The sequence below is a fragment of the Streptomyces sp. ISL-94 genome, from assembly GCF_018614075.1.
Taxonomy (GTDB): domain Bacteria; phylum Actinomycetota; class Actinomycetes; order Streptomycetales; family Streptomycetaceae; genus Streptomyces.
Window position 1 is genome coordinate 105,079 of the sequence record NZ_JAGGOZ010000117.1, and the last position, 22,976, is coordinate 128,054.

At 73.3% G+C, this 22,976-nt stretch carries 24 protein-coding genes and 2 pseudogenes; 14 read left to right on the forward strand and 12 right to left on the reverse strand.

All coding sequences use genetic code 11. From position 1 onward, the window contains the following. Positions 1-9 precede the first annotated feature (9 nt). On the reverse strand, positions 10-417 hold the full coding sequence (locus J7E94_RS35100; protein ID WP_251057451.1) for a hypothetical protein: 408 nt from the start codon (positions 415-417) through the stop codon (positions 10-12). Here J7E94_RS35100 and J7E94_RS35105 point away from each other — a divergent pair. Continuing rightward, entirely contained in the window at positions 416-1,075 is a 660-nt protein-coding gene (locus tag J7E94_RS35105; RefSeq protein WP_251057452.1) for an NlpC/P60 family protein, read from the forward strand. The genes J7E94_RS35100 and J7E94_RS35105 overlap by 2 nt on opposite strands. 30 nt (positions 1,076-1,105) lie before the next feature. On the opposite strand, the gene J7E94_RS30510 is transcribed toward J7E94_RS35105, so the two are convergent. From J7E94_RS30510 to J7E94_RS30520, 3 genes are all read right to left on the reverse strand, one after another. Beyond that, positions 1,106-1,825: a ribonuclease H gene (locus J7E94_RS30510; protein WP_215020041.1), complete on the reverse strand. Its 720-nt coding sequence runs from the start codon at positions 1,823-1,825 to the stop codon at positions 1,106-1,108. Positions 1,826-1,861: 36 nt separating this feature from the next. Further along, positions 1,862-2,359: a hypothetical protein gene (locus J7E94_RS30515; protein ID WP_251057453.1), complete on the reverse strand. Its 498-nt coding sequence runs from the start codon at positions 2,357-2,359 to the stop codon at positions 1,862-1,864. Between the two features lie 71 nt (positions 2,360-2,430). Beyond that, positions 2,431-3,165, reverse strand: a complete 735-nt coding sequence (locus J7E94_RS30520) for an SOS response-associated peptidase (protein ID WP_215020042.1) — start codon at positions 3,163-3,165, stop codon at positions 2,431-2,433. 125 nt (positions 3,166-3,290) lie between these two features. On the opposite strand from J7E94_RS30520, the gene J7E94_RS30525 reads away from it, so the two are divergent. After that, positions 3,291-3,911, forward strand: a complete 621-nt coding sequence (locus J7E94_RS30525) for a dihydrofolate reductase family protein (RefSeq protein WP_215020043.1) — start codon at positions 3,291-3,293, stop codon at positions 3,909-3,911. A gap of 17 nt (positions 3,912-3,928) precedes the next feature. Here the strand turns inward: J7E94_RS30525 and J7E94_RS30530 are convergent, their stop codons facing one another. Further along, positions 3,929-4,189, reverse strand: coding sequence for a DUF6225 family protein (locus tag J7E94_RS30530; RefSeq protein WP_215020044.1), 261 nt, complete (start codon positions 4,187-4,189; stop codon positions 3,929-3,931). Between the two features lie 143 nt (positions 4,190-4,332). Between J7E94_RS30530 and J7E94_RS35110 the strand changes: the two are divergent. Continuing rightward, a pseudogene (locus J7E94_RS35110) lies at positions 4,333-4,470 on the forward strand (dipeptidase); the annotation flags it as partial. 5 nt (positions 4,471-4,475) lie between these two features. Next, entirely contained in the window at positions 4,476-5,393 is a 918-nt protein-coding gene (locus J7E94_RS30535; RefSeq protein ID WP_215020045.1) for a DNA-binding protein, read from the forward strand. Between the two features lie 621 nt (positions 5,394-6,014). Here the strand turns inward: J7E94_RS30535 and J7E94_RS30540 are convergent. Both J7E94_RS30540 and J7E94_RS30545 read right to left on the reverse strand, forming a co-directional pair. Further along, positions 6,015-6,242, reverse strand: coding sequence for a DUF6213 family protein (locus J7E94_RS30540; protein ID WP_215020046.1), 228 nt, complete (start codon positions 6,240-6,242; stop codon positions 6,015-6,017). A gap of 170 nt (positions 6,243-6,412) precedes the next feature. Continuing rightward, entirely contained in the window at positions 6,413-6,712 is a 300-nt protein-coding gene (locus J7E94_RS30545) for a hypothetical protein (RefSeq protein WP_215020047.1), read from the reverse strand. A 124-nt stretch (positions 6,713-6,836) separates the two neighbouring features. On the opposite strand from J7E94_RS30545, the gene J7E94_RS30550 reads away from it, so the two are divergent. Beyond that, a complete protein-coding gene (locus J7E94_RS30550) occupies positions 6,837-7,577 on the forward strand; it encodes a PP2C family serine/threonine-protein phosphatase (RefSeq protein WP_215020048.1) in 741 nt (246 codons plus the stop codon). Between the two features lie 90 nt (positions 7,578-7,667). Beyond that, positions 7,668-7,766, forward strand: a pseudogene (locus J7E94_RS35115) (hypothetical protein); the annotation flags it as partial. Between the two features lie 41 nt (positions 7,767-7,807). Here J7E94_RS35115 and J7E94_RS30555 read toward each other — a convergent pair. Beyond that, positions 7,808-8,224, reverse strand: coding sequence for a nuclear transport factor 2 family protein (locus tag J7E94_RS30555; protein ID WP_215020049.1), 417 nt, complete (start codon positions 8,222-8,224; stop codon positions 7,808-7,810). A 93-nt stretch (positions 8,225-8,317) separates the two neighbouring features. Here J7E94_RS30555 and J7E94_RS30560 point away from each other — a divergent pair, with 93 nt between their 5' ends. Both J7E94_RS30560 and J7E94_RS30565 read left to right on the forward strand, forming a co-directional pair. Next, positions 8,318-8,887, forward strand: coding sequence for a PadR family transcriptional regulator (locus J7E94_RS30560; protein ID WP_215020050.1), 570 nt, complete (start codon positions 8,318-8,320; stop codon positions 8,885-8,887). Then, positions 8,874-9,665 (forward strand): SGNH/GDSL hydrolase family protein, encoded by a 792-nt coding sequence (locus J7E94_RS30565; protein WP_215020051.1) that lies wholly within the window; start codon positions 8,874-8,876, stop codon positions 9,663-9,665. Before J7E94_RS30560 ends, J7E94_RS30565 begins: the two co-directional genes overlap by 14 nt. Before the next feature lie 46 nt (positions 9,666-9,711). On the opposite strand, the gene J7E94_RS30570 is transcribed toward J7E94_RS30565, so the two are convergent. Then, complete coding sequence (locus J7E94_RS30570) at positions 9,712-12,951, reverse strand: amidohydrolase family protein (RefSeq protein WP_215020052.1); 3,240 nt, start codon at positions 12,949-12,951, stop codon at positions 9,712-9,714. A gap of 204 nt (positions 12,952-13,155) precedes the next feature. Between J7E94_RS30570 and J7E94_RS30575 the strand changes: the two genes are divergently transcribed. Beyond that, positions 13,156-14,052 (forward strand): sigma-70 family RNA polymerase sigma factor, encoded by an 897-nt coding sequence (locus tag J7E94_RS30575; RefSeq protein WP_215020069.1) that lies wholly within the window; start codon positions 13,156-13,158, stop codon positions 14,050-14,052. 101 nt (positions 14,053-14,153) lie between these two features. Further along, positions 14,154-15,347, forward strand: a complete 1,194-nt coding sequence (locus tag J7E94_RS30580; protein WP_215020053.1) for an MFS transporter — start codon at positions 14,154-14,156, stop codon at positions 15,345-15,347. Positions 15,348-15,474: 127 nt separating this feature from the next. Here J7E94_RS30580 and J7E94_RS30585 read toward each other — a convergent pair whose 3' ends face one another. After that, entirely contained in the window at positions 15,475-15,861 is a 387-nt protein-coding gene (locus tag J7E94_RS30585) for a MazG-like family protein (RefSeq protein WP_215020054.1), read from the reverse strand. A 398-nt stretch (positions 15,862-16,259) separates the two neighbouring features. On the opposite strand from J7E94_RS30585, the gene J7E94_RS35545 reads away from it, so the two are divergent. The 4 genes from J7E94_RS35545 (at position 16,260) to J7E94_RS30605 (ending at position 20,213) form a co-directional block, all read left to right on the forward strand. Further along, complete coding sequence (locus J7E94_RS35545; protein ID WP_285440845.1) at positions 16,260-18,314, forward strand: RICIN domain-containing protein; 2,055 nt, start codon at positions 16,260-16,262, stop codon at positions 18,312-18,314. 89 nt (positions 18,315-18,403) lie between these two features. Next, positions 18,404-19,009: a hypothetical protein gene (locus tag J7E94_RS30595; protein WP_215020055.1), complete on the forward strand. Its 606-nt coding sequence runs from the start codon at positions 18,404-18,406 to the stop codon at positions 19,007-19,009. Further along, positions 19,010-19,231 (forward strand): hypothetical protein, encoded by a 222-nt coding sequence (locus J7E94_RS30600; protein ID WP_215020056.1) that lies wholly within the window; start codon positions 19,010-19,012, stop codon positions 19,229-19,231. Between the two features lie 7 nt (positions 19,232-19,238). Continuing rightward, positions 19,239-20,213, forward strand: a complete 975-nt coding sequence (locus J7E94_RS30605; protein WP_215020057.1) for an endonuclease/exonuclease/phosphatase family protein — start codon at positions 19,239-19,241, stop codon at positions 20,211-20,213. 23 nt (positions 20,214-20,236) lie between these two features. On the opposite strand, the gene J7E94_RS30610 is transcribed toward J7E94_RS30605, so the two are convergent. Together J7E94_RS30610 and J7E94_RS30615 are read right to left on the reverse strand one after the other, a co-directional pair. Next, positions 20,237-20,710: a hypothetical protein gene (locus J7E94_RS30610; protein WP_215020058.1), complete on the reverse strand. Its 474-nt coding sequence runs from the start codon at positions 20,708-20,710 to the stop codon at positions 20,237-20,239. A gap of 204 nt (positions 20,711-20,914) precedes the next feature. Then, positions 20,915-22,942 (reverse strand): prolyl oligopeptidase family protein, encoded by a 2,028-nt coding sequence (locus tag J7E94_RS30615; protein WP_215020071.1) that lies wholly within the window; start codon positions 22,940-22,942, stop codon positions 20,915-20,917. Between the last annotated feature and the right edge of the window lie 34 nt (positions 22,943-22,976).

Here is a 22,976-nt window from a genome sequence, read left to right on the forward strand (position 1 = left end):
CGGCCGGTGTCACCGGCGGGTGGATCTCGCCGACAGCCCGATGACGTCCGCGATCGCCGCGGCCACGATGTCGGGGTCCTTGGCAAGGATCTGCATGTGGTTGCTGCGACTGGTGCCGAACACCGTCACTCGGTCGTTGCCTGCCGTGGCCTCGGCGACGGCGGCACGCATCGTGCCGGTCTCCTGTTCCGAGGCGCCGGGGTGGCCGCCGCTGCCGACGACGAACACCACCGGGCATCGCAGGGCCGCGAAGTCCTGCCCGAGCTCGCCGCTGAGGGCGTCCAGCTCGATGACGACCTCCGCGCTCTCCTCGGGGGACATCCTGGCCGAGCGGCCGAAGAAGGCCAGAAGGCGCATGATCCAGCCCAGCCGGCGGAACTGCTTGCGCACACCATTTCTGCCCGCTTCGTCGAACATGGAGATCGGGGCCGCCTCCGCCGCGCCGAACGTCCTGGCGTACGCGGCCATGTTCCTCGCCGGGGCGCCGGCGGTGGCGGCCGGAGCCGGCCCGGCGGCGGGCAGGCAGGTGCTGGGCGAGGCGGGATACGGCTGCCTCGACCCGCAGGGCTTCCGCTACGAGGGCGCGGACTTCCACGAGTACATGAACCTCGGCTGGACCTTCCCCGACGGCACCTACACCGGCCCCTCCTCGCAGCAGGTCGGCAACCTCGACTGCTCCGGCTGCACGCGCATGGTCTACGGCTACCACGCCGGGGTGCCCATGGCCGCCGGCGAGGACACCTCGAAGACCCGGCTGCCGCGCAAGTCCCGCCACATGGCGGACTACGCCCCCGGCACGCGGATCGACCGGACGGACGGGACCAGCCCGCCGGCCGCGCAGCAGCTCCAGCCCGGCGACCTGCTCCTGTTCAACGCCGATTCGGGCGACGCCACGGAGACGGTCACCGTCGACCACGTGGGCATCTACCTCGGCCTGGACGCGGCCGGCAAGCGGCGTTCCCTCTCCCGCCTCAAGACCGGCAACGGCCCCACCATGTCCGACCTCGGAGGTGCCTCGCTGCTCGCCGGCACCGGAACCTACGCGAGGAAGCTGCACACCGTGCACCGCCTCTGACGCCCGCGGGGCCTCGTGCGGTGCCGCCGCCTACGCCGTCGGGCCGACGGGCACGGCGGTGCCGCACTCCGGATGACCCCAGCGGGTGCCGTTCTTGGTGATCAGGTCACCGGCCGCGTACGTCTTCCCGCACGGGCAGGTTCCGGGGAACTTCGCCTTGATGGGCCTGGCGGCCCCGCCGGCCGGCGCCCCCTCGGACGTCTTGCGGCGTGTGGCGCCGGCGCCGGCCTTCTGCCGCGAGGGCGTGCTGCGGGCGGGAGCCGGACGCGGCATCTCCTCGTCGCCGAGCGCGGTGCCGGCGGCCTGCTGGGTGAGGGCGGCGTCGCTGGCGGCCTGGTCGGCGATCGCGTTCAGGTGGTCGCCGTCCTCGCGGTGTGCAGGAACGTACTGAAACGTCACATCGCGCTCGGACAGCAGCAGGTCGATCCGCTCGACGAGCTGGCGGTTGGCGACGGGCTGGCCCGAGGCCGTCTTCCACCCGTTGCGCTTCCAGCCCGGGAGCCACTGGGTCACGGCCTTCATCGCGTACTGGGAGTCCATCCGCACCTCGACCGAGGTACCCGGGGCGACCGCCTCCAGAAGCCGCTGGAGGGCGGTCAGCTCCCCGACGTTGTTCGTGGCCCGCCCCAGCGGGCCGGCCTCCCAGCGCTCGGGGCGCCCCTCGCCGTCGGCGATGACCCAGGCCCACGCGGCCGGCCCCGGATTCCCCTTGGCCGCTCCGTCACAGGCGGCAATGATGCGATCAGACATCCTCCGATCATGCCGCACGCCGCCGCCTGCCGGTACTCAGCCCTGGAGCCGAGCCACGCGCTCGAGCTCGTCGGCGAGGACCGCCGGGTCGCGGGGGCCGATGTGGGGTGCGGCGATCGACCGTACGCGGAAGCGGTTGTCGGGGGTCAGCTCGTCGGCCTCCCTGATCATCAGGTCCTGCAACGCGGGCGGGATCGAGCGGTCGGCGGTGAACCGCAGGTACGTCCGCGGCACCCGGCCCCATGACCGCGGCAGTCCGCGGGCGTCGCTGACGGAGATCGCCGCCGACTCGTCCGGCTCCAGGAGGTTGAGCAGCGCCCGGATCTCGGCGTCCGGCAGGTCGGCGGCCAGCGCTTCCTTCGCGGCCTGGAAGAGGGCGGGGTCGCCGGAGCGCCAGTTGACGCGGCTGACGCCCAGCTCGGGGGGCGTACGGACGGAAGGGATGCGGAGGATGGCGCTGGCGGCCGCCTCGGGGGTCGACATGAGTTCCAGCACGGTGGACCGCTTGGCCGGGCAGTACGCCGAGGCGTACACGAGGTGGACGGGTCATGGAGGCGCCGGCGTACGTGCTGTCACCTGGCGCTACGCATCGTTGCGTACCGCGGCTACCGCTGTGCGTCGGCCAGGAGCTCGGGTCCGTTGTTGCGGACGCTGTTGACCGCGGTGGACACGGCGCGGACGTCCAGGCGGCCTCCGGCGGGGGCCGCAAGGAGGGCGCGCAGTTCCTGCGGGTCCTGGTGTGCGGGGTCGAGCCAGGCCTCGTAGTCGGCGGGGGCGAGGGCCAGGGGCATGCGGGGGTGGATGCGGCCGGCGCTGTCGGTGGCCTCGGTGGTGATGACCGTGCAGGTCGCCCACCACGCCGCCGGATCGCCGTCCGCGGCGACCGCGGGGTCGCGCCAGAACTCGTACAGTCCGGCCATCGCCATGACCGAGCCGTCCTCGGGGCGGATGAAGTAGGGCTGCTTGTACGCCTTCGCGGTGCCGGTGGCGGGGACGGACTGCCATTCGTAGAAGCCGTCGGCGGGGAGCAGGCACCGGCGTTGGGCGAACGCACGCCGGAAGGCGGGCTTCTCGTGCACCGTCTCCACCCGGGCGTTGATCATCTTCGCGCCGCCGGAGGGGCTCTTCGACCAGGACGGCACCAGCCCCCAGCGCAGGGGCCTCAGCCGCCGCTCCAGCAGCCCGCTCTCACGGTCCGCGCGCTCCAGGACCGCCCACACCGCGTCGGTCGGGGCAACGTTCCAGCTCGGGGGCAGCGCGTCGGCCGGCTCCGGGGGCGCTGCCTGGAACAGGCCGGAAAGATCCTCCGGGCTGCGGGTGGATGCGTAACGACCGCACATACGGCCAGAGTGCCACGTCACCCGGCCGGTGCGGGGCGCGCAGGGGCGCGCCGCCGATGGGTTCCGCCGCTGGCGTCGTCTACTGGGCCGGTAGGAAATCAACGGCGATTTCTCTGGAGACCGGCATGAGGAAGATCACCGCGGAGCTGTTCATCTCGCTCGACGGCGTCGTGGAGGCCCCCGACCAGTGGCACTTCCCGTATTTCAACCACGAGATGGGGGCGGCCGTCGATGCCAGTCTGGGCACCGTCGACACGCTGCTGCTCGGCCGCAAGACCTATGACAGCTTCGCCGGTGCCTGGCCCGAGCGGGAGGCGGCCGGCGGGGAGGACGCGCCGTTCGCCAAGTTCCTCGGCGACGCACGGAAGATCGTCGTAACGCGGAACCAGCAGCTCGAGCTCACCTGGCGGAACTCCGAGCGGCTCCGGGGCGATCTCGTCGAGGCGGTCACCACCCTGAAGAACGGGCCGGGCGACACCGACATCGCGATGAGCGGCTCGGTCTCGGTCGTGCGTCAGCTGCTGGGCGCGGGGCTGCTGGACCGTCTGCACCTGATGGTCCACCCGATCGCCGTCCGCACGGGCATGCGGCTGTTCGACGAGGGTGAGCCCTCGATCCCGCTCGAACTGGTCTCCTCCGAGACGTTCCGGACCGGTGTACTGAACCTCGTGTACGCCCCCGCCGCGTCGCCGGGCCGCGGCACCTACGAGGACGCCAAGGCCCATGTGTCCCAGCCCGAGCGCTAGCTCCGGGGGGCGGCTCGTCAGTCGACGTCGAGGTGGTAGGCGCCGGCCAGCGCGTCGGCGAAGAGCGTGAACCGCACCTCGGGCGTGCCCGGGTCGCCGTGGCCCTCCATCTCCACCGGCTCCGCGTCCACGAGGACGTACTCGCCGTATCCCTCGAAGTCCCCGGGCCCGTCCGCGACTCCGATGTGGATCGGGGTCTCGTCGGGAACGTCTGCGAGGGCTTCGCGCAGGCGCGCCACGGTCCATACCTGCGGTGCGTGATCGAACATCTCAGCCATGCGCCGAGGTTAGAACCACCGGCCGCCGGAAACCCGGCACGGCGCGCCGGACACGCGCGGCCACGACCTCGGCCGGCGGAGCGTCAGGGGGACTTGGACGGCGGCGCACCCCGCGAGAAGATCCCCTCATGAGTGACATCGTCTTACTGGGAGCCGCCCCGACGGCCGCAGGTCTGCTGAACTACCCCGCGAAATGGTGGCGCCGGTCGTTCGGGGACCGCTACTGGGCCTTGGCCACGGGGGCTGGTACCGCCTGCTGCGGACCCCGGGACCTGGGCTGAGATCCGTGGCGGAGCATGCGCGGGAACTGGATGTCGCCGCGACGACGGCGGAGCTCCTTCGGCTGGACGGCGCGGCCGGCGCGCGCCATGCGGCACCCGAGGCGCTGCGGGCGGTGCGCGCCGCCCGGCGGCTGCTGCGGACGCCGGCGGGCGCGGCCGACCGGGAGTCGCTCGCGGAGCTCTTCGAGGTGGCCGGCTGGATCCTCTTCGACGCCGAGCGGCACGGTCCGTCGTACGCGCTCAACCGTCAGGCGTTGGCCTTGGCGCGCGGGCTTCCCCCGGAGCGGCGGTCCATCGAGTGGCTCGTCCTCTCCGTGCTGTGCATGCAGCAGGCGCACCTCGGGCGGCCCGGCGATGCGCTGCGCATCTCGTCGTCCGTCCTCGCCGGGAGGGAACTCCCGGAGCGGGTGGCCGCGATCTTCCACGTACGTGAAGCGCGGGCCCATGCCCTGCTCCAGCGGAGGAGGGAGGCGGTGCGGTCGATGAGCGCCGCCCGGGAGCTGCTCGGGGACGGGCCCTCCACCGCTCGCGATCCCTCCTGGACCTGGTGGTTCGACCGGTCGGAGCTGGTCGGCCACGAGGGGCTGGCGCTGGCCGACTTGGGGGATCTGGAGGCGGCGGCGTCCTGCCTGCACGAGGCGGCGGGAGCGGGTGATGCGCCCGCCTACCGCGCCCTTTTCTCCGCCGAGTTGGCGTCCGCCCTTAGCCGGGCCGGTGCTTGGCGGGAGGCGGACGCGTGGCTGTCGACCCTCGTCGAGTCCGCGCCGGGCATGGGGTCGGCGCGTGCCCTGAACTCGCTCGTGGGGGCCACGCGCATCATCGGACGCGGCCGTGGTGTGCCTCGTGGCCTGCGGGACACGAGCAGGTACCTCGCCGAGGTCCTCCGGAAGGAGATCCCGTTCCACGGCCCGCGTCGCCGGTGAGGTGCGGGACGGCGATACCGATCAGCACGCCCGCCACCACGCCCAGGGCCCGGTCAGGCGCCCGTGCTCGCGCGTCGGGCGCTCCCGGATCCGCGCGAGCGCACGCCGTTGTCCGGCGGCCACAGCGTGCAGGGGCCGGGCGGCCCAACGCCGCCATACCCCGAAAGCGGCATGTCCCACCCCCGGACGCGATCAGGGGCGGCGGGGGCAGGCGAAGAGAGGGAGCCGCCTATGGCGGCGAACGCGGTCGAGATCATGAGGAGGAAGAGGCGTCGGGTCCTTGGGATGGCCATGAGAGGGGTCCTTGCGTCGAACAGGGGATCGGACGTCGGATGCGGCGAGCGGGCTGCACCCGCTCCGTGCCGTCATGCACGACTCCATTGCGCCCTGAGCAGGTGCCCGGGTCACGACCCGGGAAAACGGGGCTTGACAAGCTGAAAACGACCGACCAACGGCCGGATTCGGCACACCTCCGCCTCCGTCGACGGAAAGCCGCGCAGCTGTGCGTCGCGGGCCACCCAGGTCTCCCACCGCGAGGACGGCAAGTGGAGGGTGGCCCACCGCCATGGCGACACCGTCGCCGAGTGCATTACCTGCCGCCCGGCCGGCGCCCCGGCCGGGTCAGATCTCCTCGTTCTGGGGCGGGAACGCGACGCAGTCGACGTCGAACTGGTCGGCCAGCACGTTGATCATGCCGGCCAGGGCGAGGACGGTCTCCGGATCGAGGTCCGTCTCGTCGGTGGAGCGCAGCCACTCCGCCCCGAGGCGCCGCTGCAGGCCCGTGACCTGGTCGGACGGGGCGAGCAGCGTGCCCCCCGCAGCAGAGAGCAATGGTGTGGATGCCTTCATGGTGAAACCGCCTCCGGGCCCTGCGCCTACCCGCTGTCTGATGGGCCATTCCCCGTGCGCGACCCTTTTCGGGGCGCGCCGGTGTGGTCGATGACCCCGGTCTGCGCCGAGCCCGCGGACCAGATCCGTGTTCCGCGTGCAGGGTCGGCGGCCTGCGCGCAGGCGCCGGGTCAGGACTCCAGGTGGCTGAATCCCACCTCGAAGCGTTCGACCGAGATGATGCGCTGTCCCTCCCGCTGCGCGACTTCCTCGCGGATCTTGGCGCCCTGCTCCTCGCTGGCCAGCATGGCCTGCTCGTCCTCCCACAAAGTCAGCGACCTGGCCCTCCCGGAGGCGCGGTCGACGAGGTAGTAGACGCCGCGGAACCCGGGAACCCCCTGGATCTCCTTGACGACCGCCGCCGAATTCCGGCTCAGGTCTCCCCCTGACGGAACGGGTGACCCCTGGTAGGTGCTCAGCCTCGCGAACATCGCTGCCCATCCCTTCCTGCCGGGCTACCGGTCTGGCCGCCCTCTTCTGAAGGGGCGGCTCCCACCCAGCGTGCTCCGGCGGGCGGCGGGTCGCATGCCGAGCCCGCGGCGCGACAATGGTGGGGTGGCGTACATAGCCGTGACTGCCTTGAGCCACGCCGGGCTGGTCCGCGGCCACAACGAGGACAGCCTCGTCGTGGGACCGTGGACCTTGTGCGGGACCGTGACCGAGAACCCCCAGACCCTGGTGTTCCGGCTCGGCAAACCGCTGGTCGTGGCGGTGGCCGACGGGCTGGGCGGGCAGCCGGCCGGCGAGGTGGCCAGTGCGCTGGTCGTCCGCCAGCTCGCCGCGTCCGGTCCTGCGCTGGAGAACCCGGAAGCCCTCGGCGACGCCTTGGACCTGTGCAACCGGGTGGTGCTTGCGGCGGCCGACGGCCGTCCGGAGCTGGCCGGGATGGGGACCACGGTCGCGGGCGCCGTCCTCCTGGCGGAGTCCCTGATGACCTTCAACGTCGGCGACAGCAAGGTGTTCGACGCGGGCCGGGACGGGCTGCACCAGGTGAGCGTGGACGACAGCCCGCTACCGGTGCCGCCCCGGCGCACCACCTCACTCGTCACGCAGACGCTCGGCGGCACCCGCGGGTTGAGCGCCGTCCACCCCCATCTGGCGACCTTCCCGCTGGCCGTGGGCGACCGCTACCTGGTGTGCAGCGACGGCCTGACCGACACGCTGCCCGACGACGTGATCGACGACCTGCTGCGCGTACACGACGACGGCAGGGCCGCCTTCGAGCTGTGGAAGGCCGCCATCGCGGCCGGAGGCCCCGACAACATCACGCTCGCCTTGGTGCGCATCGGTGCATAGCCCCGCGCCCGCGGGCCGAGACGCCGGCCCGAGAGGGGGGACTGGGCCATTCGGGCCAATACACAGGAGCGCCTTCGGTCCCATGCGAACGTCGTCTCCTGCCTCGTCACCGCCTACTGCTCGGCCGCCGTCCTCGTCCCGGACGCCATCGGCCTCTTGGAGGACGTCGAGGTCCGTCCCCGTGCGTGAGGGCAGGCCGGGGCCCGGCTGACCGCTGCGGCACGGCAGCCCTACCCGGCGAGGCCGTCGGCGATCAGGCCGGCGAGCACCGCCTCCCCCAGGGCGTGCACCGCGGACTGGGGTCGGACCATCACGGTGAACTCCTTGACGCGGCCGTTCCCGTCGAACTGGAGCTGGTCGATGCCGTGGATCTCCTTGCCGTTCACGGTGGCCCGGAAGGGCAGGATCACCGTCGGTGCCTCCGTGCCGTCGGCGGTGGTCTCGACGGCGCCTTCGAGATGGCCGAGGTAGCGGAGGTCCTCGAGGGTGCGCACCAGCACGCCGAAGAGTCCCAGCACCGCCGCCTTGCCCTCGAAGGGGGTGAACTTCACCGGGCTGTAGAGGCGGATGTCCTCCGTGAACAGGTCGTCCAGTGCGGTGAGATCGCGCTTCTCCACGGCGGCGCGGAAGCGTTCGGCAGTCTCCATGACCCCTCCTGATACTCGTACTCAACAACATGATTAGTCAGTTTCTTGAGTATGATGCAGGTCCGGACCAAGAAGGGGAAGGGGGACGCTCCGATGGCCTTGCGGCATGCCGTGCTGGCGGCGCTGCTCGACGGCGAGTACAGCGGCTACGAGTTGACGAAGACGTTTGACCTCGGCGTCGCCAACTTCTGGCACGCACTGCCCCAGCAGCTGTACGCCGAGCTGTCCAAGCTGGAGAAGGAAGGGCTGGTCTCGGGGCGGCAGGTGGTCCAGGAGACCCGGCCCAACAAGCGGCTGTTCCAGGTCACCGACGCCGGTCGCGAGGAGCTGGAGCGGTTCGCCGCGTCCCCCTCGAAGCCCTCCTCCATCCGCGACGACCTGCTCGTCAAGGTCCAGACCGCCGACCGGGTCGGCACCGTGCCGGTGATCGAGCAGCTCGAAGAGCGGGCGGCCGCGGCCGAGGCGAAGATCGAACTCCTCGGCAAGGTGCTGCGGAACATGCGCGGTGAGGCGGACGAGGAGGAGTTCCTGCTCCGGGGCGAAGGAATCGGCGGGTACCTGACGTGCCTGCGCGGCCTGGCCTTCGAACAGGGCCACCGGGACTGGTGCCTGCGGAGCGCGGCCATCCTGAGAGAGAGGCGGACGAACCGTGCGGAACGGTGACTGCCTGCGCTACGTCGCCCTGGGCGACAGCCAGACGGAGGGAATGGGCGACGGGGACGACCTCGTGGGCCTGCGCGGCTTCGCCGACCGGCTCGCCGAGCAGCTCACGGCCGTCAACCCCGGCCTGCTGTACGCGAATCTGGCGGTCCGCGGACGCGTCACCAGCCAGGTCCTCGCCGAGCAGCTGGGGCCGGCGCTGGCCCTGCGCCCCGATCTGGCCACCGTGGTCACCGGGGTCAACGACCTGCTGCGGCCCCGGTTCGACGCCGCGGAGGTGGCCGGGCAGCTGGAGGAGATGTTCGCCGCGCTGACGGCGGCCGGGACCCGCGTGGTGACCGCGACCTTCCCCGACGTGGGCAGGATCGCACCTCTGGCCCGCCCGCTGCGCTCCCGCGTGGTCGATCTCAACACCCACATCCGCGCCGCGGCCGCCCGGCACGGGGTCACGGTCGCAGAGACCGCCAGGGAGGCCGTCGCCACCGACCCCCGTCTGTGGAGCCCGGACCGGCTGCACGCCGGCCCCCTCGGCCACCAGCGGATCGCCGAGGCCCTCGCCCACGCACTGCGGCTCCCCGGCAGCAGCGACGCCTGGGCCCGGCCGCTGCCCCCGCTGCCGGCCGCCTCCGGCCTGCGGGCCGCCGGGGCCGAAGTCCGCTGGGCGGCGGCATTCCTGGGTCCCTGGCTCGGCCGCCGGCTGCGTGGCCGGTCCTCCGGAGACGGCCGCACGGCCAAGCGCCCCCAGCTCCTGCCCCTGCCCCTGCCCCCCGTAGGACCGTAGGACCGTAGGGCTTGTAAGACCGTCCTCCTCCAGCGGATCGGCAGTCTCAGGCCGGTCCCTGGTGGGTGGGGCCGGTGCAGCAGCCGTCGCGGAGCATCTGGTGGAGGACGGCGCGCCAGTCACCGGGCGGCGTGGCAGCCGGTGCGGCGGTGGGGGTGAAGGCGCTTTCCAGGGCGGCGCGTTCCTGGAGGGTGCCGCCGCGCAGGGTGGCCCGTACGCGGATCAGGTCCGCGAAGTCGGCGAAGGGATCGCCGTCGACGAGGGTGAGGTCGGCGATCCGGCCCGGTTCGACCGTGCCGAGCTGGTCCGCGACGCCGAAGACCCGGGCGGGCGTGCGGGTGGCGGTGGTCAGCGCCTCGGCCGGCGTCAGCCCGTAGCGGTGCAGGGCGCGCAGGGACAGGTGGAGGTGGAGGCCGACGGGGGTGAGGGGCGCGTCGGTGCCCAGGGCCACGCGGCCGCCGCCCGCGAGGACGGCCCGGTAGGTGGCGACCTCCCGTTCGAGGGCGGCGCTCTGCTCCGGGGTCGGCGCCTGGGCGGCCGCGGCCCGGACGGCCGCCACGTCCCAGGGCGGCATCAGCGCGGTGACCCGGGCGTCGTCGGCGAGCGCCGGATCGGCGCCGATCAGCGTCAGGGCTGTGAAGGGGGTGGCGATGAGGTCGAAACCGCCGTGCGTGTAGACCTCCACGGTGTCCTGGTAGGTGTGTCCGCCCGGGGTCGCGCCGTGGCCGTACTCGGCGCGCTCGGTGGCCACCAGATGGGTGGTCAGGTCCTGGCCGGACTGGATGCCGGGGGCGCACAGGTGGGACCCGGCGAGCACGCCGAGCCGTTCGTGCGCGAATCGGGCGGCGTCCTCCATGAACGCGTACGGGGCCCGGACGTACGTTTTGACGAAGTCCCAGTCCAGGGCGGCGGCCCGGGCCAGCGAGCGGGCGAAGCCCGCGCGGGTGCGGTGGGCGCGCCCCATGCTGTAGGCGACGCGGGAGCCGTCGAGCAGCTCTCCGCTCGCCAGCAGCCGGGGTGCGGCGAGCCGGCCGGCCCGGATGTCCTCGCGGAGCCGGGCCTGTTCGTAGGCGGAGCCGCCGAGGGAGACGGCGGTGGTGACGCCGTAGGCGAGGTGCAGCGCGCCCTGCCGGGCTCCGTAGGTGTACGGGTACGGGTGCACGTGCGCGTCCCACAGGCCCGGCAGGACCGTCCCGGTGGAGGCGTCGACGGTGCGCGCGGTGCGGCGGCGCGGCCGGTGGGGCTCGACGGCGGTGATCCGGCCGCCGCGGATGAGGATGTCGACGTCGGCGCGGGGCGGGGAGCCGGTGGCGTCCCAGAGGAGTCCGGCGTGGACGACGGTGTCGACGGGGGCGGGGCGGCGGTAGGTCAGCGTGAGCGGGACGGTGCGAGGTGCTCCGGCGGGTGTTCCGGCGGCGTCGAGGGAGAGCAGGCGCAGCCGGGCGCAGGACTGGTAGAGCAGCGTGCGCGAATCAGCGGACCAGGAGGGGTGGTCGGCGGGTTCGTCGGTCAGGAGGCGGGCCGGTCCGGCGGGGGTTCCGTCCGGGGCGACCGGGAGCAGCCAGAGGGCCGATTCGCCGACGCAGGCCAGGAAGCGGCCGTCGGGTGACCAGACGGGGCCGGAGGCGTAGCTGTCGGAGAGGGAGGTGTGGGGGGCGAGGGCGTGGAGGCGGGCGGCGCCGGTGGCGGTGTCGACGATCCGGATGAGGTTGTGGCCCTCGCGGAAGCGCCGGCTGAGCCGGTTGCGGTCGCACAGGGCGAGGTACCGGCCGTCGGGCGACCAGCTCGGCGGGCTGGGCAGGCCGCCACCGCCGAGGGCATCGGCCAGCGGGGTGTCCGTCCCGGTCGCGAGGTCGCGTACGAGGAGCCGCCCGGCGAGGTCGAGGGCGGCGAGCCGGGTGCCGTCCGGGGAGAGCGACCCGTAGACGCGGCCGCTCGGGGAGAGGACGCTCTCGGCGCCGCCGGCGAGTTCGCGGCGACGTACGGTGTTCAGGCCGTCGCGGTCGTCCGTGTAGACCAGGGCCCGGCCGTCCGGGCTCCACACGGGGCCCTGGACGTAGGCCGTGGCGGGTGCCTGGACGACCTTGCGCGGGGCTCCCCCGGTGACGGGCACGGTCCACAGGGCGTTGAGCGCGGCAAAGGCCACGGTACGGCCGTCGGGCGACAGGCTGGGCAGGTGGAGGCCGAGGACCGGGCGGCTCCGCTCGGCCTCCAGCGCGTACTGCTTGACGCGGTAACGGGGGCGCGGCACTTCGAGGGTGGCGTCGAGGGGGATCTCGTACCCGACGGGGTCCCGGTGGGGGCGGATCACCCGGAACCGGCCGTCGAGGGTGACCAGCAGGCGGTCGTCGTCGATCCAGCGCGGGGGCGCGGGCGCGAGGTCCCCCGCGAGGGCGACCGGGCGGCCGTCCGCGTACAGGGACAGGATCTCGGCCTTGCGGACGCCGGGGGCGGCGCAGAGCCAGGCGGTGCGGCCGGCCGGGGAGAGCGCGGGGGCCCGCAGGCTGCCGTCGGTGACGGTGTGTTCGGTCCGTACGGGCCCTGGCGCGTCGGCGGACACGGAGGCGAGGATCCGGGCGGTCAGGGTTTCGCCCGTGGGCGTGCCGCGGACGAACAGCACGCGGGAGCCGTCCGCCGACCAAACCGGGTCGAAGTCCTCCCAGGCGGCCTCCTGGCCCGGACCGGTCTGCGCCGGCAGGCCCGTCAGGCGGCGGAGGCGGCCGTCGGTGACGCCGACGGTCCAGATCCGGTACGGGCTGCCCGCCACCGGGTCGCCGCCGCGTTCGGAGCAGAAGGCGAGGGTGCGGCCGTCGGGCGACCAGGCGGGCGCGCGGTGGTCGAAGGGACCGTCGGTGAGCTTGCGCAGCCCGGTGCCGTCGGCGCGCATCACCCAGATGTGGAAGGCGCCGCCCCGGTAGGCGCTCATCGCGACGTGGTGGCCGTCCGGGGAGAACACCGGGCGGCCGGGCTCCAGGTCGGGCGGGGTGAGAGGGGTGGCGGGCGAGCCGTCCGGGGGAAGCGACCAGAGGATGTTCTGCACCTCGGCGATGACGCGGCCCCCGTCGGCGGTGGCGGTGGCCGCGCCGTTGGTCGCGCGGGTGAAGCGCAGCCGGGCCGGGCGCCCGGGCTCCGGTTCCGGGGCTCTGGCCGCCTGTTCGGGGGCTCCCGCCGCCGGTTCCGGGGCTCCGGCCCTGTGTGGCGCGGCCGACGCCGCCGGGTGGCCGGTCAAGGCCGTCAGGGCGCCGGCCGACGCCGCCTGGAGAACCGTCCTGCGTGCAACCCACATCCCGACCACTCTCGCCTCGCGTATCGATGACCGCCCCCACTGCCCGTCGGTCACCCAAACGATCAACGGACCGCTTCGGCAACGGGCGGATGGGCGGCGGTCGTTGTGCGGCCGCGGTCCGTTGGCGACCTTTGAGGACGTCTGCTGCCCCGTCGGATATCGTCCGAAACGGCATTGACGGAACAGAAGCACGGGGACGTGACAGTGAACGAGAAGGACGTGCTGGCGCAGCGCTTCGAGGAGCACCGGCCCCATCTGCGGGCGGTGGCCTACCGGATGCTGGGCTCACTCAGCGAGGCGGAGGACGCCGTCCAGGAGGCGTGGCTCAAGCTGAGCCGCTCGGACGCCGCCGAGGTGCAGAACCTGGGCGGCTGGCTGACCACGGTGGTGGGCCGGGTCTGCCTGGACATGCTGCGCTCGCACACCACGCGGCGCGAGGATCCGCTGCACGACCAGGACGGGCGGATCCGCGTCCCCGATCCGGTCGTCAGCAGGGCGGACGGCCTCGACCCCGAGCAGGAGATACTCCTGGCCGACTCCGTCGGCATCGCCCTGATGGTGATCCTGGAGACCCTCTCCCCCGCCGAGCGCCTCGCGTTCGTCCTGCACGACATGTTCGCCGTGTCGTTCGACGAGATCGCCCCCGTCCTCGGCCGTACGGCGGCCACGACCCGGCAGCTCGCCAGTCGCGCCCGGCGCCGGGTCCAGGGTGCGGCGCCCGCTCCCGACGCCGATCCGGCCCGGCTGCGTACGGTCGTCGAGGCCTTCCTGGCGGCCGCGCGCGGCGGGGACTTCGACGCCCTCGTCTCCCTTCTCGACCCCGGGATCGTGGCGCGCTCCGACGGCGGCACGCTGTGCCCGAGCGTCCTGCGGCGCGGTGCGGCCGAGGTCGCCTCCCAGGCGATCACCTTCGCCCGGTTCGCGGAGGCCGGGCGCCCGGTTCTGGTCAACGGCCTCCCCGGTGTGGTCTCCCTGTCGGCGCAGGGCGAGCTGCTCTCGGTCATGGCGTTCACCATCCGGGACGGCAGGATCACCGCGCTCGACATCCTCACCGACCCGGAGCGCCTCGCGCGCATCGACCTCGGCGTGCTCGACAGCTGAGTCGCCGTCGGCGTCCCCTGGGGCTCCATTGCACAGGGGGCGGCGGCGCGCCGGGCACGTCAGGCCGGGTCCGGGCGCTCCGCGGGTTTACCGTCGGCGGCATGGACGGTGATCGCCAAGGGTGGCGCCAGTGTTTGCTCAGCGGGGCGGTGTTCGCCGTGTGCATGGCCGGCACAACGCTGCCGACCCCCCTCTACGGCCTCTACCAGGAGAAGTTCGGCTTCTCCGAGCTGATGGTGACCGTGGTGTACGCCGTGTACGCCTTCGGGGTCATCGGTGTGCTGCTGCTGGCGGGCAATGTCTCGGACGCCCTGGGCAGGCGGCCGGTGCTGCTGGTGGGCCTGGGTTTCGCGGCGGCCAGCGCCGTGTGCTTCCTGTGCGCCACCGGGCTCGGCTGGCTGTACGCGGGGCGGCTGCTGTCGGGCCTGTCCGCCGGCCTGTTCACCGGGGCCGCCACGGCGTACGTGATGGAGCTGGCACCGTACGGCGGCACCTCGCGGGCCACGTTCGTCGCGACGGCCGCGAACATGGGCGGGCTCGGCTGCGGTCCGCTGCTCGCCGGAGTGCTCGCGCAGTACGCCGTCTTGCCGCTGTACCTGCCGTTCGCCGTGCACCTCGCGCTGGTGGCCGGCTCGGTTGCCGTCCTGCTGCGGCTTCCGGAGACGGTACGGGAGGGGCGGCCGCTGAGCACCGTACGGCCGCAGCGGCCCGGCCTGCCCCCGCAGGTGCGGGCGGTGTTCGGGCCGGCGGCGATCGCCGCGTTCGTGGGGTTCGCGCTGTTCGGGGTGTTCACCTCGGTCAGCCCGGCGTTCCTCGCGCAGTCCCTGGACGTGCACAACCACGCCGTGAGCGGGCTGGTCGTCGCGCTGGCCTTCTTCGCCTCGACCGCCGGGCAGCTGGCGGTCGGCCGGGTGGGGGTGGGGCGCTCGCTGCCGCTGGGGTGCGCCGGGCTCTTCGCCGGGCTGGCGCTGTTGGCGGGGGCGCTGCGGTGGGATCTGCTGCCGCTGGTGGTGCTCAGTGCGCTGGTCGGCGGGGTGGGGCAGGGGCTGGCGTTCCGCGGGGCGCTGTCCGCGGTGGCCGCGGCCTCCCCCGCTGACCGGCGGGCGGCGGTGATCTCGACGCTGTTCGTGGTGGCGTACGCGGGCATCTCGGTGCCGGTGATCGGGGTGGGGGTGCTGGTGGGTCCGCTCGGGCTGGAGGGTGCGGGGCTGGTGTTCATCGCGTGCATGGCGGTGCTCGTCTCGTCGGCGGCCCTCTACCTGCTCCGTCGTCCAGTGCGGACCGCCGCGACCTGAGCGCAGGCGGTCGCGGCGACCGCCGTCCCCTTGGCCGGCGGCGGAGCCACCGGCCCGTGATCAGCGGGATCCTCCAACGGGTCCGGACCAGCGTGCGGTGGCGGGACCGGCCCGACCGCTCAGACCGTCAGCCGCCGGTCTGTTCCGGTGCGGGCAGGAACTTGCCCGCCTTCAACCGGAGCTGGCCGGCGAAGTACGCCGCAGCGTCGGGGCGCATCCTGGCCAGGGCGACCATGCCCGTGATGATGACGTCGCACACCTCGTCGTGGACGTCCTCCCAGGAGTGGGAGCGGCCCTTGCGGGGGTTGGTGCCCTTGGCGCCGATGACGGCCTGGGCCGCTTCGCCGAACTCCTCCCCGAGCTTGAGGATTTGGAGGAGGTGGCTCTCCTCGGGCTGGAGTCCCTGCTCGGCATCGGCGGCGTCGAAGCGGTCGGCCAGGGCGGTGATGGTGTCCCACGGGGCGGTCACGGCGGGCGGTGCCTTCCCGACGGCCGTCGGGGCAAGGGGGTTCATCGTCGGTACCTCCGGATCGGGCAGGGGCAGCACCCTATCGCTGCGGGGGAGTTGGGGCGCCGCCGCCATCCACCGATCCGGCCGGCCTCACCTTCCTCACGGGTCGTGACGGAGGGAATTCGACAGGTAGTAATTAGATGAATCCCTGACTGAATTCCCGTCAATAAGCCCACAGTCGTTATCTCGATTTGATAACGACTCCATTGACAAGGCCTGGACCAATGCCGCGTGACGCGCGTAACTCCCCCTCTTTTGCATGGAGTTGAGTGTTCGTCAGTTCTTGCCGACAGGTAACGGAACGATTTCTCGAAGCGCACTCCCCTTTGTCCGAATTCTCCATCGCATTCGTCTGGCAGGCTTCCGCGCACCCACTCATCCGACATCGACTTGAGGTGCCCATGACAGGACGACGCAGACGGCGTGAACACCGCCGCAAGCCCCGGCGGTTGATACTCCTCACCGCCGCCACGGCCACGGCGGCGGTGATAGCCGCCGGCATCGCCTACTCCGGACTGGGCGATGGCGCCCAGGCCGTACCCGTACAGGCCAGTGCGGAGGCCGCCGCACCGGCCGCCGCGCCCGCCCGGGACCAAGAGCCCGAACCCCTCGCGAGCGCGCCCGCCAACGAGAGCGCGCGCGGCATGGTCTTCGACGGCCTCAAGACCGCGCCCAAGGGCGACCGGTGCGTGGGCGTCTACCGCACCGAGGCCGGGTTGTGCACGCACGGCCCCGACGCCCCGCCCAAGGACGTCGACATCACCAAGGACATCCCGCCCGCCGTCAAGGCATCGGCACCCGCGGCCGATCCGGCCCGCCCCGCCGCCGATGACCCGGCGACCGGCGAAGGCGGCGGGCGTCCTCAGGACGCGCCCGCCGCCGACGCCGACCGCGCCGCCGACAAGTCCGCCGCGCCCGCGCCCTCGGCCGCCGGCCAGGACGTCGCCGCAGGCCCCGCGGGCCAGACCGTCCAGTGCGACGGCGACGGCAGCACCGGCAACCGCGTCCAGGTCGTGTACGCCCACGGCCCGGGTCGCGACCGCTACTCCGAGTACGTGGCATCGTTCCGCAAGTGGGCGGCCGATGCCGACCTCATCTACGCGACGAGCGCTCAGGAGACCGGCGGGGTCCGCCACATCCGCTACGTGACGGCCGCCGACTGCACCCCCACCGTGCTCAACATCGAGCTCCCGGACTCCGCGCTGGCCGAGTTCAGCGCGACCAACAACGCACTCGCCGGCAAGGGGCTCGACCGCCGCGACCGCAAGTACATGATCTTCGCGGACACCCAGATCTACTGCGGCATCGGCACCTTCAACGGCGACGAGCGGCCCGGCCAGGCCAACCAGAGCAACTTCGGCCCCTCGTACGGGCGCACGGACTCCGGCTGCTGGGGCGGTCACACCGCGGCGCACGAACTGGGACACAACCTGGGCGCGGTGAACAACAGCGCCCCGAACACCAGCCGCGGCGCGCACTGCACCGACGAGTTCGACGTCATGTGCTACTCGGACACCCCGTACTACCCGCAGATGCGCAACATCTGCACCAACCAGGCGTCCGAGAACATCCTGGACTGCAACCACGACGACTACTTCCACACCAGCCCCAAGCCCGGCAGCTACCTGGCCACGCACTGGAACATCGCCGACAACCAGTTCCTGATGCGGAACAAGGGCGGAGGCGGCACCGACCCCGGTCCGAACCCGAACCCCACCCCGACGCCGACCAAGAAGCCGACACCCACGCCGACGAAGAAGCCCACCGGCGGACCGGCCGTGACGGTGGGCCAGGTCCAGTCGGACTCCGTCGTCGTGAGCTGGCCCAAGGCCGAGGGCGCGGCCTGGTACCAGGTCCTGCTCAACGGCAAGCACCTGGCCTGGGTCCAGTCCCCGGTGCTGCGCGTCTACAACCTCCGGCCCGACACCTCGTACACGGTCGCCGTCTCCGCCCGCGACAGCGCCGGCCGGGACAGCGGGCCCGGCAAGGCCGCGTCCTTCCGTACGAAGGGCACCGGCGGCGGCGCGACCACCCCCGGCACCCGGTACCTGCTCGGCAACGGCAGCACCGGCATGGCCGCCGAGGTCTGGGGCGGGCGCAGCGCCGACGGCACCGTGCTCGTCGGGGCCCGCTCCAACGGGTACGCCCAGCAGCAGTGGTACTTCGACGACGCGGGCAGCGGACAGGTCCGCATCCGCTCGGCCGTCTCCGGCAAGTGCCTGCAGCCGGGCGGCACTCCGGCCGCGGGCATGTGGGTCGCGCAGCAGCCCTGCGGCGGCGTCGCCGCGCAGGCCTGGAAGCTGACCTCCCGCGGCGGCGCGGTGACGGTCACCGATCCGAGCGGCGGCTTCGCCCTGACGGTGAGCAGCCGCCCCTACTACGGGAACTGGCTGCTCGACCTGCAGCGCGCGGACGGCCGCCCGGCGCAGGCCTGGACCGTTCAGAAGGTCGGCTGACCTTTCCAGCCCCCTGAAGTCCACTCCGGCGGACGGCCGCGTCGCGCGGCCGTCCGCCGGCCCCTCATTCCACCCGGAGCACCGCCACGATGCGCATACGAATCGCTTTCCAAGCCGTCCTGACCGCACTCGGCCTGATCCTGCTGTCCCCCGCCGCGGCGTACGCCCACGGCGACACCGTGAAGGTGGTGGTCACCGGGCAGCGGGAGGGCCACATCACGGCCGACATCACGTGGGAGAACGACGGGGACGCCGTCAGCGAGGCGGTCGCCGCCACCGTGAACGCGGTCAGCGGCGACGGCGCCCGCACCATGGGCCCCTGGCGGCTGGTGCGTGATCCCGCCGCGGCGCCGGCCGGCTGGACCACGGCCGAGACCCTGGCACCCGGCTCCTGGAAGGTCAGCGTGGACGTGGGCTTCCCGGCCCTGGGCCACGGTGAACTCGAAGTCGGCGTACCGGTGGTGGACCCGGCCCCGGCCACCGGCACCCCGGACCCCCGTCCCGCCACACCGTCGGCCGCGCCGGCACCGAGCCGGACACCGGCCGAGGCACCGACGCCGGTGCCGGCCCCCGAAGCCCCCGCGGAGCCCGGACCGGGGCCCGCCGTCTGGTGGACGACGGCGGGCGTGGCGGCAACGGCCCTGGCCGGCGCGGCCGTCGGAATCCTCGTACGGCGCCGGCGCGGGCGCCGCTAGGTGTATCGACCGCAGGCTCTCGTCCCGGGCGGGCGCGAGGGCGAGGGCGAGGGCGAGGAGAACTGGATGGGCCCGGCGCGCGTCATGAAGGTCATGACCGTGTACATGATCGGCAAGAAGCGTCCGCCGGAGGGTGGCGAGCCGGCCTCCGGCCGGGGGCCCGCGGCGGCCCGGTGGGGTGCGGCCCGCGCCGTCACCCCGGGCGCCGCGGTGGCGGAGTAGCCGCGCCGTGACGAAGACCGCTCCCCCGGCCGCCGTCCCTCGTGGCCGCCGTGCCCCGCGACCCGCCTCCGGCCGCCGGGGCCGGGTCGTCGCCGCGTTCTGCGTGCTCGCCGCCCTCGTGATGCCGCTGCACCGGTGGCTTCCCAACCGGGTCGCCAACCTGGGCAGCCTCGTCGAGACCTTCCTGCCGTGGACCGGCGCGGTGGTCCTGGTGGCGGCTGCCGTCGGGCTCGTGCGCCGGTCGCGCGTCGCGCTGATCGCCGTCCTGCTCCCGGCGCTCATCTGGGCCGCGCTGTACGGACCCGCCCTCGCCGACCGGGGTGCCGGCGGCACGGCCGACCTCACCGTCGTCACGCACAACGTGGACGACGCGAATCCGGACCCGGTCGGCACCGCCCGTGCCCTCGCCGCCTCGGGTGCCCAGCTGATCGCCTTGGAGGAGCTGGTGCCGCCCACGGTGCGCCAGTACGAGCAGACGCTGGCCGGGACGCACCCGTACCACGTGGTCGAAGGCACGGTCGGCCTGTGGAGCACCTTCCCGCTCCGCGATACGGCCCGGGTGCCCGTCACGTCGTGGAGAGTCGCGTTGCGCGCCACGGCCGAGACTCCCAAGGGCCCCCTCACCGTGTACGTCGCCCACCTTCCCTCCGTACGGGTCAGGCCGTCGGGATTCACCACCGGGAACCGGAACGAAGCCGCCGGCCGGCTGGCCGCCGAGCTCGCCACCGCCCCGGCCGGGCGCACCCTCCTCGTCGGCGACTTCAACGGCACCACCGACGACCGGGCCCTCGCGCCGGTGGTGGACCGCTTCCGCTCCGCCCATGAGGCGCCGGGCGCGGGCCTCGGCTTCAGCTGGCCCGCGGGCTTCCCCTTCGCCCGCATCGACCAGATCCTGGTCCGCGGTCTCACCCCGGTCTCGGCGTGGACCCTGCCGGCCACCGCCAGCGACCACCTGCCCGTGGCGGCCTCGCTGCGGCTGTGACGGGCAGGTGAAGGCCGGGCGGTTCAGCGTCCCCGCGTGAGCGGGAAAAGCTGCTCGTCGTCGAGGCCGAGGGCCCGGCTGCTGGTGGTGAGCAGTTGGAGGCCCGGTTCGAGGGCGAGGAGGTGGCGCAGCCGGCGCACCGCCCGGTCGGTGAGGTGTTGGCCGCCGTCGAGGACGAGCAGCAGGTCCTGGCCGGTGAACCAGGGCAGCTCCGGCCGCCCCGGGGCGGGCGGGGCCGTTCTGCCGGCCGAGAGGGAGCAGAGGGCCGCCGTCAGGTCCGCTTCGCCGGTCTTGCGCTCGAGCGTCACCAGGGCGGTGCCGGCGACGAAGTTGGACCGCAGCCGGCACGCGACGGCGGTGGCGAGCCGGCTCCTGTCGTCGGCGCCCTGCCCGGTGAGCGTGACGATCCGGCTCCTGCGGACGGCGGACATGAGGGCGGCCAGGTGCCGCGGCGCCGGCTGGGTCGATGGTGATGTGGACAGAGATGTGCTGTTCATGGATCCCCCGTGTGGTGCTGCACGCGGCGCGCTGGTCATTTCGCGCCGGGCAAGGGTTGATTATGAGCCACTGGGACGGATCGCGGAACCGCCTTCCGGGGTGAGCGGATCGAGCGCGCGCCGCCGGGCGCAGTGCGGTCCCCGCCGAGGCCGTGGCCGCGGCGGGGACCGGGGTCGCCGGACCGGGGTTCACCGGACCGGGTTTCACCGCCGCGGGGTCAGGCGCTCCCACAGGAAGGTGTGCACCAGGGCCTCGTTGAAGGCGGTCTGGCCGTGGTCGGTGGCTCCGGCGTGGCCGCCGCCGAGATGCTCGTGGAAGAGGACGGAATGGCCGTGCTCACGCAGCCGGGCGGCCATCTTGCGGGCGTGGCCGGGGTGGACCCGGTCGTCGCGCGTCGAGGTGAGCAGGAGCAGCGGCGGATACGGGGCGCCCTCGGCCCGCACCTGGTGGTAGGGGGAGATCTCCTCCAGGTGGGGGCGGTCGGCCGGGTCGTCCGGGTCTCCGTACTCGGCGATCCAGCTGGCGCCCGCCAGCAGCCGGTGGAAGCGGAGCATGTCCAGCAGCGGCACGTGCGCGACGACGGCGCCGAACAGCTCCGGATGGCGCGTGAGCATCGCACCCATGAGGAGGCCGCCGTTGCTGCCGCCTTCGATGCCCAGCTGGGCGGGGGTCGTGATGCCGCGGGCGGTGAGGTCCCGGGCGACGGCGGCGAAGTCCTCGAACGCCCGGACGCGGTCCGCTCCGAGGGCCGCCCGGTGCCAGGCCGGCCCGTACTCGCCCCCGCCCCGGATGCCCGCGACCACGTAGGTGCCGCCGCGGGCGAGCCAGGCCCGGCCGGTGACCGGGCTGTAGTGCGGGGCCTGGGAGATCTCGAAGCCGCCGTACCCGTAGAGCAGCGTGGGGCCGGGGCCGGGGCGGTCCTCGGGGCCGACCACGAAGTACGGCACGCGCGTGCCGTCCGCGGAGGTCGCGAAGTGCCGTCGTACAGCCAGACCGGCGGTGTCGAACAGCGCCGGGGCCTGCTTGACGGTCTCGTCGGCGCCCGCCTCGCCTGCCTCCCCCTCGCTGCCGCCGCCCGCCGTGCCCGCGTAGAGGGTGGAGGGCTGGAGGAAGCCGGAGACGTTCAGGAAGTAGTCGTCGTCCACGTCGGAGTCGGTACAGCTGACCCAGGCCGTGGACAGCGGCGGTACGCCGGGCAGCGGCGCGCGCCGCCAGCCGTCGGCGCCCGGGGTGAGGATCTCCATCCGGGAGGAGACGTCCGCGGTGGTGCCGAGGACCAGGTGGTGGCGGGTCCAGCTGTAGCCGGCGAGCGCGGTGCGCTCGTCCGGGGTGAACAGCACGGCGGCCTCCCGCTGCCCCGCCAGGAAGGCGTCGAAGTCGAAGGCGAGCAGGCTGCCGGCGGGGTGGCCGAGCCACGGCGTCTTCGGGGTGACGATGAGCCATTCGCGGTGGACGGAGGCGCCCGCGTCGTCCGGTACGTCGATCTTCAGCGGCGGGCCGTCGGATCCGTCCTCCGGAAGGAGGAACAGCTCCTGCCTCCAGAAGTCGATCTGGCGGTGTACGAAGTCCCGCTCGAAACCGGGGGTGTCGTCGTGCCAGCCGGAGGCGGACAGGTCCGACGGCCGGCCCTCGTAGACCGTTTCCGCCTCGTGGAGGGGGGTCCCGCGCCGCCAGCGGCGCACCTGGAGCGGGTAGCCGGACCCGGACATCGAGCCGGGGCCGAAGTCGGTGCCGATCCAGATCCGGTCGCGGTCGATCCATCCGATCCGCGTCTTGGCCTCGGCGACCTCGAAGCCTCCCTCGACGAACTCCAGGGTGTCGAGGTCGAACTCGCGCACCACGCACGCGTCCGCGCCGTCCCGCGACAGCATGACGAGGGCGTGCCGGTGCTCGGGGGCCAGCACGCTGCTGCCCGCCCAGGCCCACTTCTCCCCCTCGGCCGCGGCCAGCGCGTCCAGGTCCAGGACCGTTTCCCACGCGGGCCGGTCCGTGCGGTACTCCTCCGGGGTGGTGCGCCGCCACACCCCTCGTACGTGGTCGGCGTCCTGCCAGAAGTTGTAGAGGTGGCGGCCTCGGCGGGCGACGTACGGGATCCGGCCGTCGTCGTCCAGCACCTCGCGGATCCCGTTTTCGAGCACCTTGAACGCGGGGGCGCCGGCCAGCGCGGCCACGGTCTCGGCATTGCGCTCGCGGACCCAGGCGAGGGCGGCCTCGCCGGTGACGTCTTCCAGCCAGAGGTAGGGATCCGCAGAGGGTTCCGCAGAG

What these genes read in the sequence shown, in the direction of transcription:
- J7E94_RS30545 (WP_215020047.1), bottom strand. Translation starts at nt 6,712, where the DNA reads ATGTTCGCGAGGCTGAGCACCTACCAGGGGTCACCCGTTCCGTCAGGG.
- J7E94_RS30580 (WP_215020053.1), top strand. Translation starts at nt 14,154, where the DNA reads ATGGACGGTGATCGCCAAGGGTGGCGCCAGTGTTTGCTCAGCGGGGCG.
- J7E94_RS30570 (WP_215020052.1), bottom strand. Translation starts at nt 12,951, where the DNA reads ATGTGGGTTGCACGCAGGACGGTTCTCCAGGCGGCGTCGGCCGGCGCC.
- J7E94_RS30555 (WP_215020049.1), bottom strand. Translation starts at nt 8,224, where the DNA reads ATGGAGACTGCCGAACGCTTCCGCGCCGCCGTGGAGAAGCGCGATCTC.
- J7E94_RS30585 (WP_215020054.1), bottom strand. Translation starts at nt 15,861, where the DNA reads ATGAACCCCCTTGCCCCGACGGCCGTCGGGAAGGCACCGCCCGCCGTG.
- J7E94_RS35105 (WP_251057452.1), top strand. Translation starts at nt 416, where the DNA reads ATGGAGATCGGGGCCGCCTCCGCCGCGCCGAACGTCCTGGCGTACGCG.
- J7E94_RS30595 (WP_215020055.1), top strand. Translation starts at nt 18,404, where the DNA reads ATGCGCATACGAATCGCTTTCCAAGCCGTCCTGACCGCACTCGGCCTG.
- J7E94_RS30560 (WP_215020050.1), top strand. Translation starts at nt 8,318, where the DNA reads ATGGCCTTGCGGCATGCCGTGCTGGCGGCGCTGCTCGACGGCGAGTAC.
- J7E94_RS35545 (WP_285440845.1), top strand. Translation starts at nt 16,260, where the DNA reads ATGACAGGACGACGCAGACGGCGTGAACACCGCCGCAAGCCCCGGCGG.
- J7E94_RS30540 (WP_215020046.1), bottom strand. Translation starts at nt 6,242, where the DNA reads ATGAAGGCATCCACACCATTGCTCTCTGCTGCGGGGGGCACGCTGCTC.
- J7E94_RS30510 (WP_215020041.1), bottom strand. Translation starts at nt 1,825, where the DNA reads ATGTCTGATCGCATCATTGCCGCCTGTGACGGAGCGGCCAAGGGGAAT.
- J7E94_RS30520 (WP_215020042.1), bottom strand. Translation starts at nt 3,165, where the DNA reads ATGTGCGGTCGTTACGCATCCACCCGCAGCCCGGAGGATCTTTCCGGC.
- J7E94_RS30525 (WP_215020043.1), top strand. Translation starts at nt 3,291, where the DNA reads ATGAGGAAGATCACCGCGGAGCTGTTCATCTCGCTCGACGGCGTCGTG.
- J7E94_RS35100 (WP_251057451.1), bottom strand. Translation starts at nt 417, where the DNA reads ATGTTCGACGAAGCGGGCAGAAATGGTGTGCGCAAGCAGTTCCGCCGG.
- J7E94_RS30610 (WP_215020058.1), bottom strand. Translation starts at nt 20,710, where the DNA reads ATGAACAGCACATCTCTGTCCACATCACCATCGACCCAGCCGGCGCCG.
- J7E94_RS30530 (WP_215020044.1), bottom strand. Translation starts at nt 4,189, where the DNA reads ATGGCTGAGATGTTCGATCACGCACCGCAGGTATGGACCGTGGCGCGC.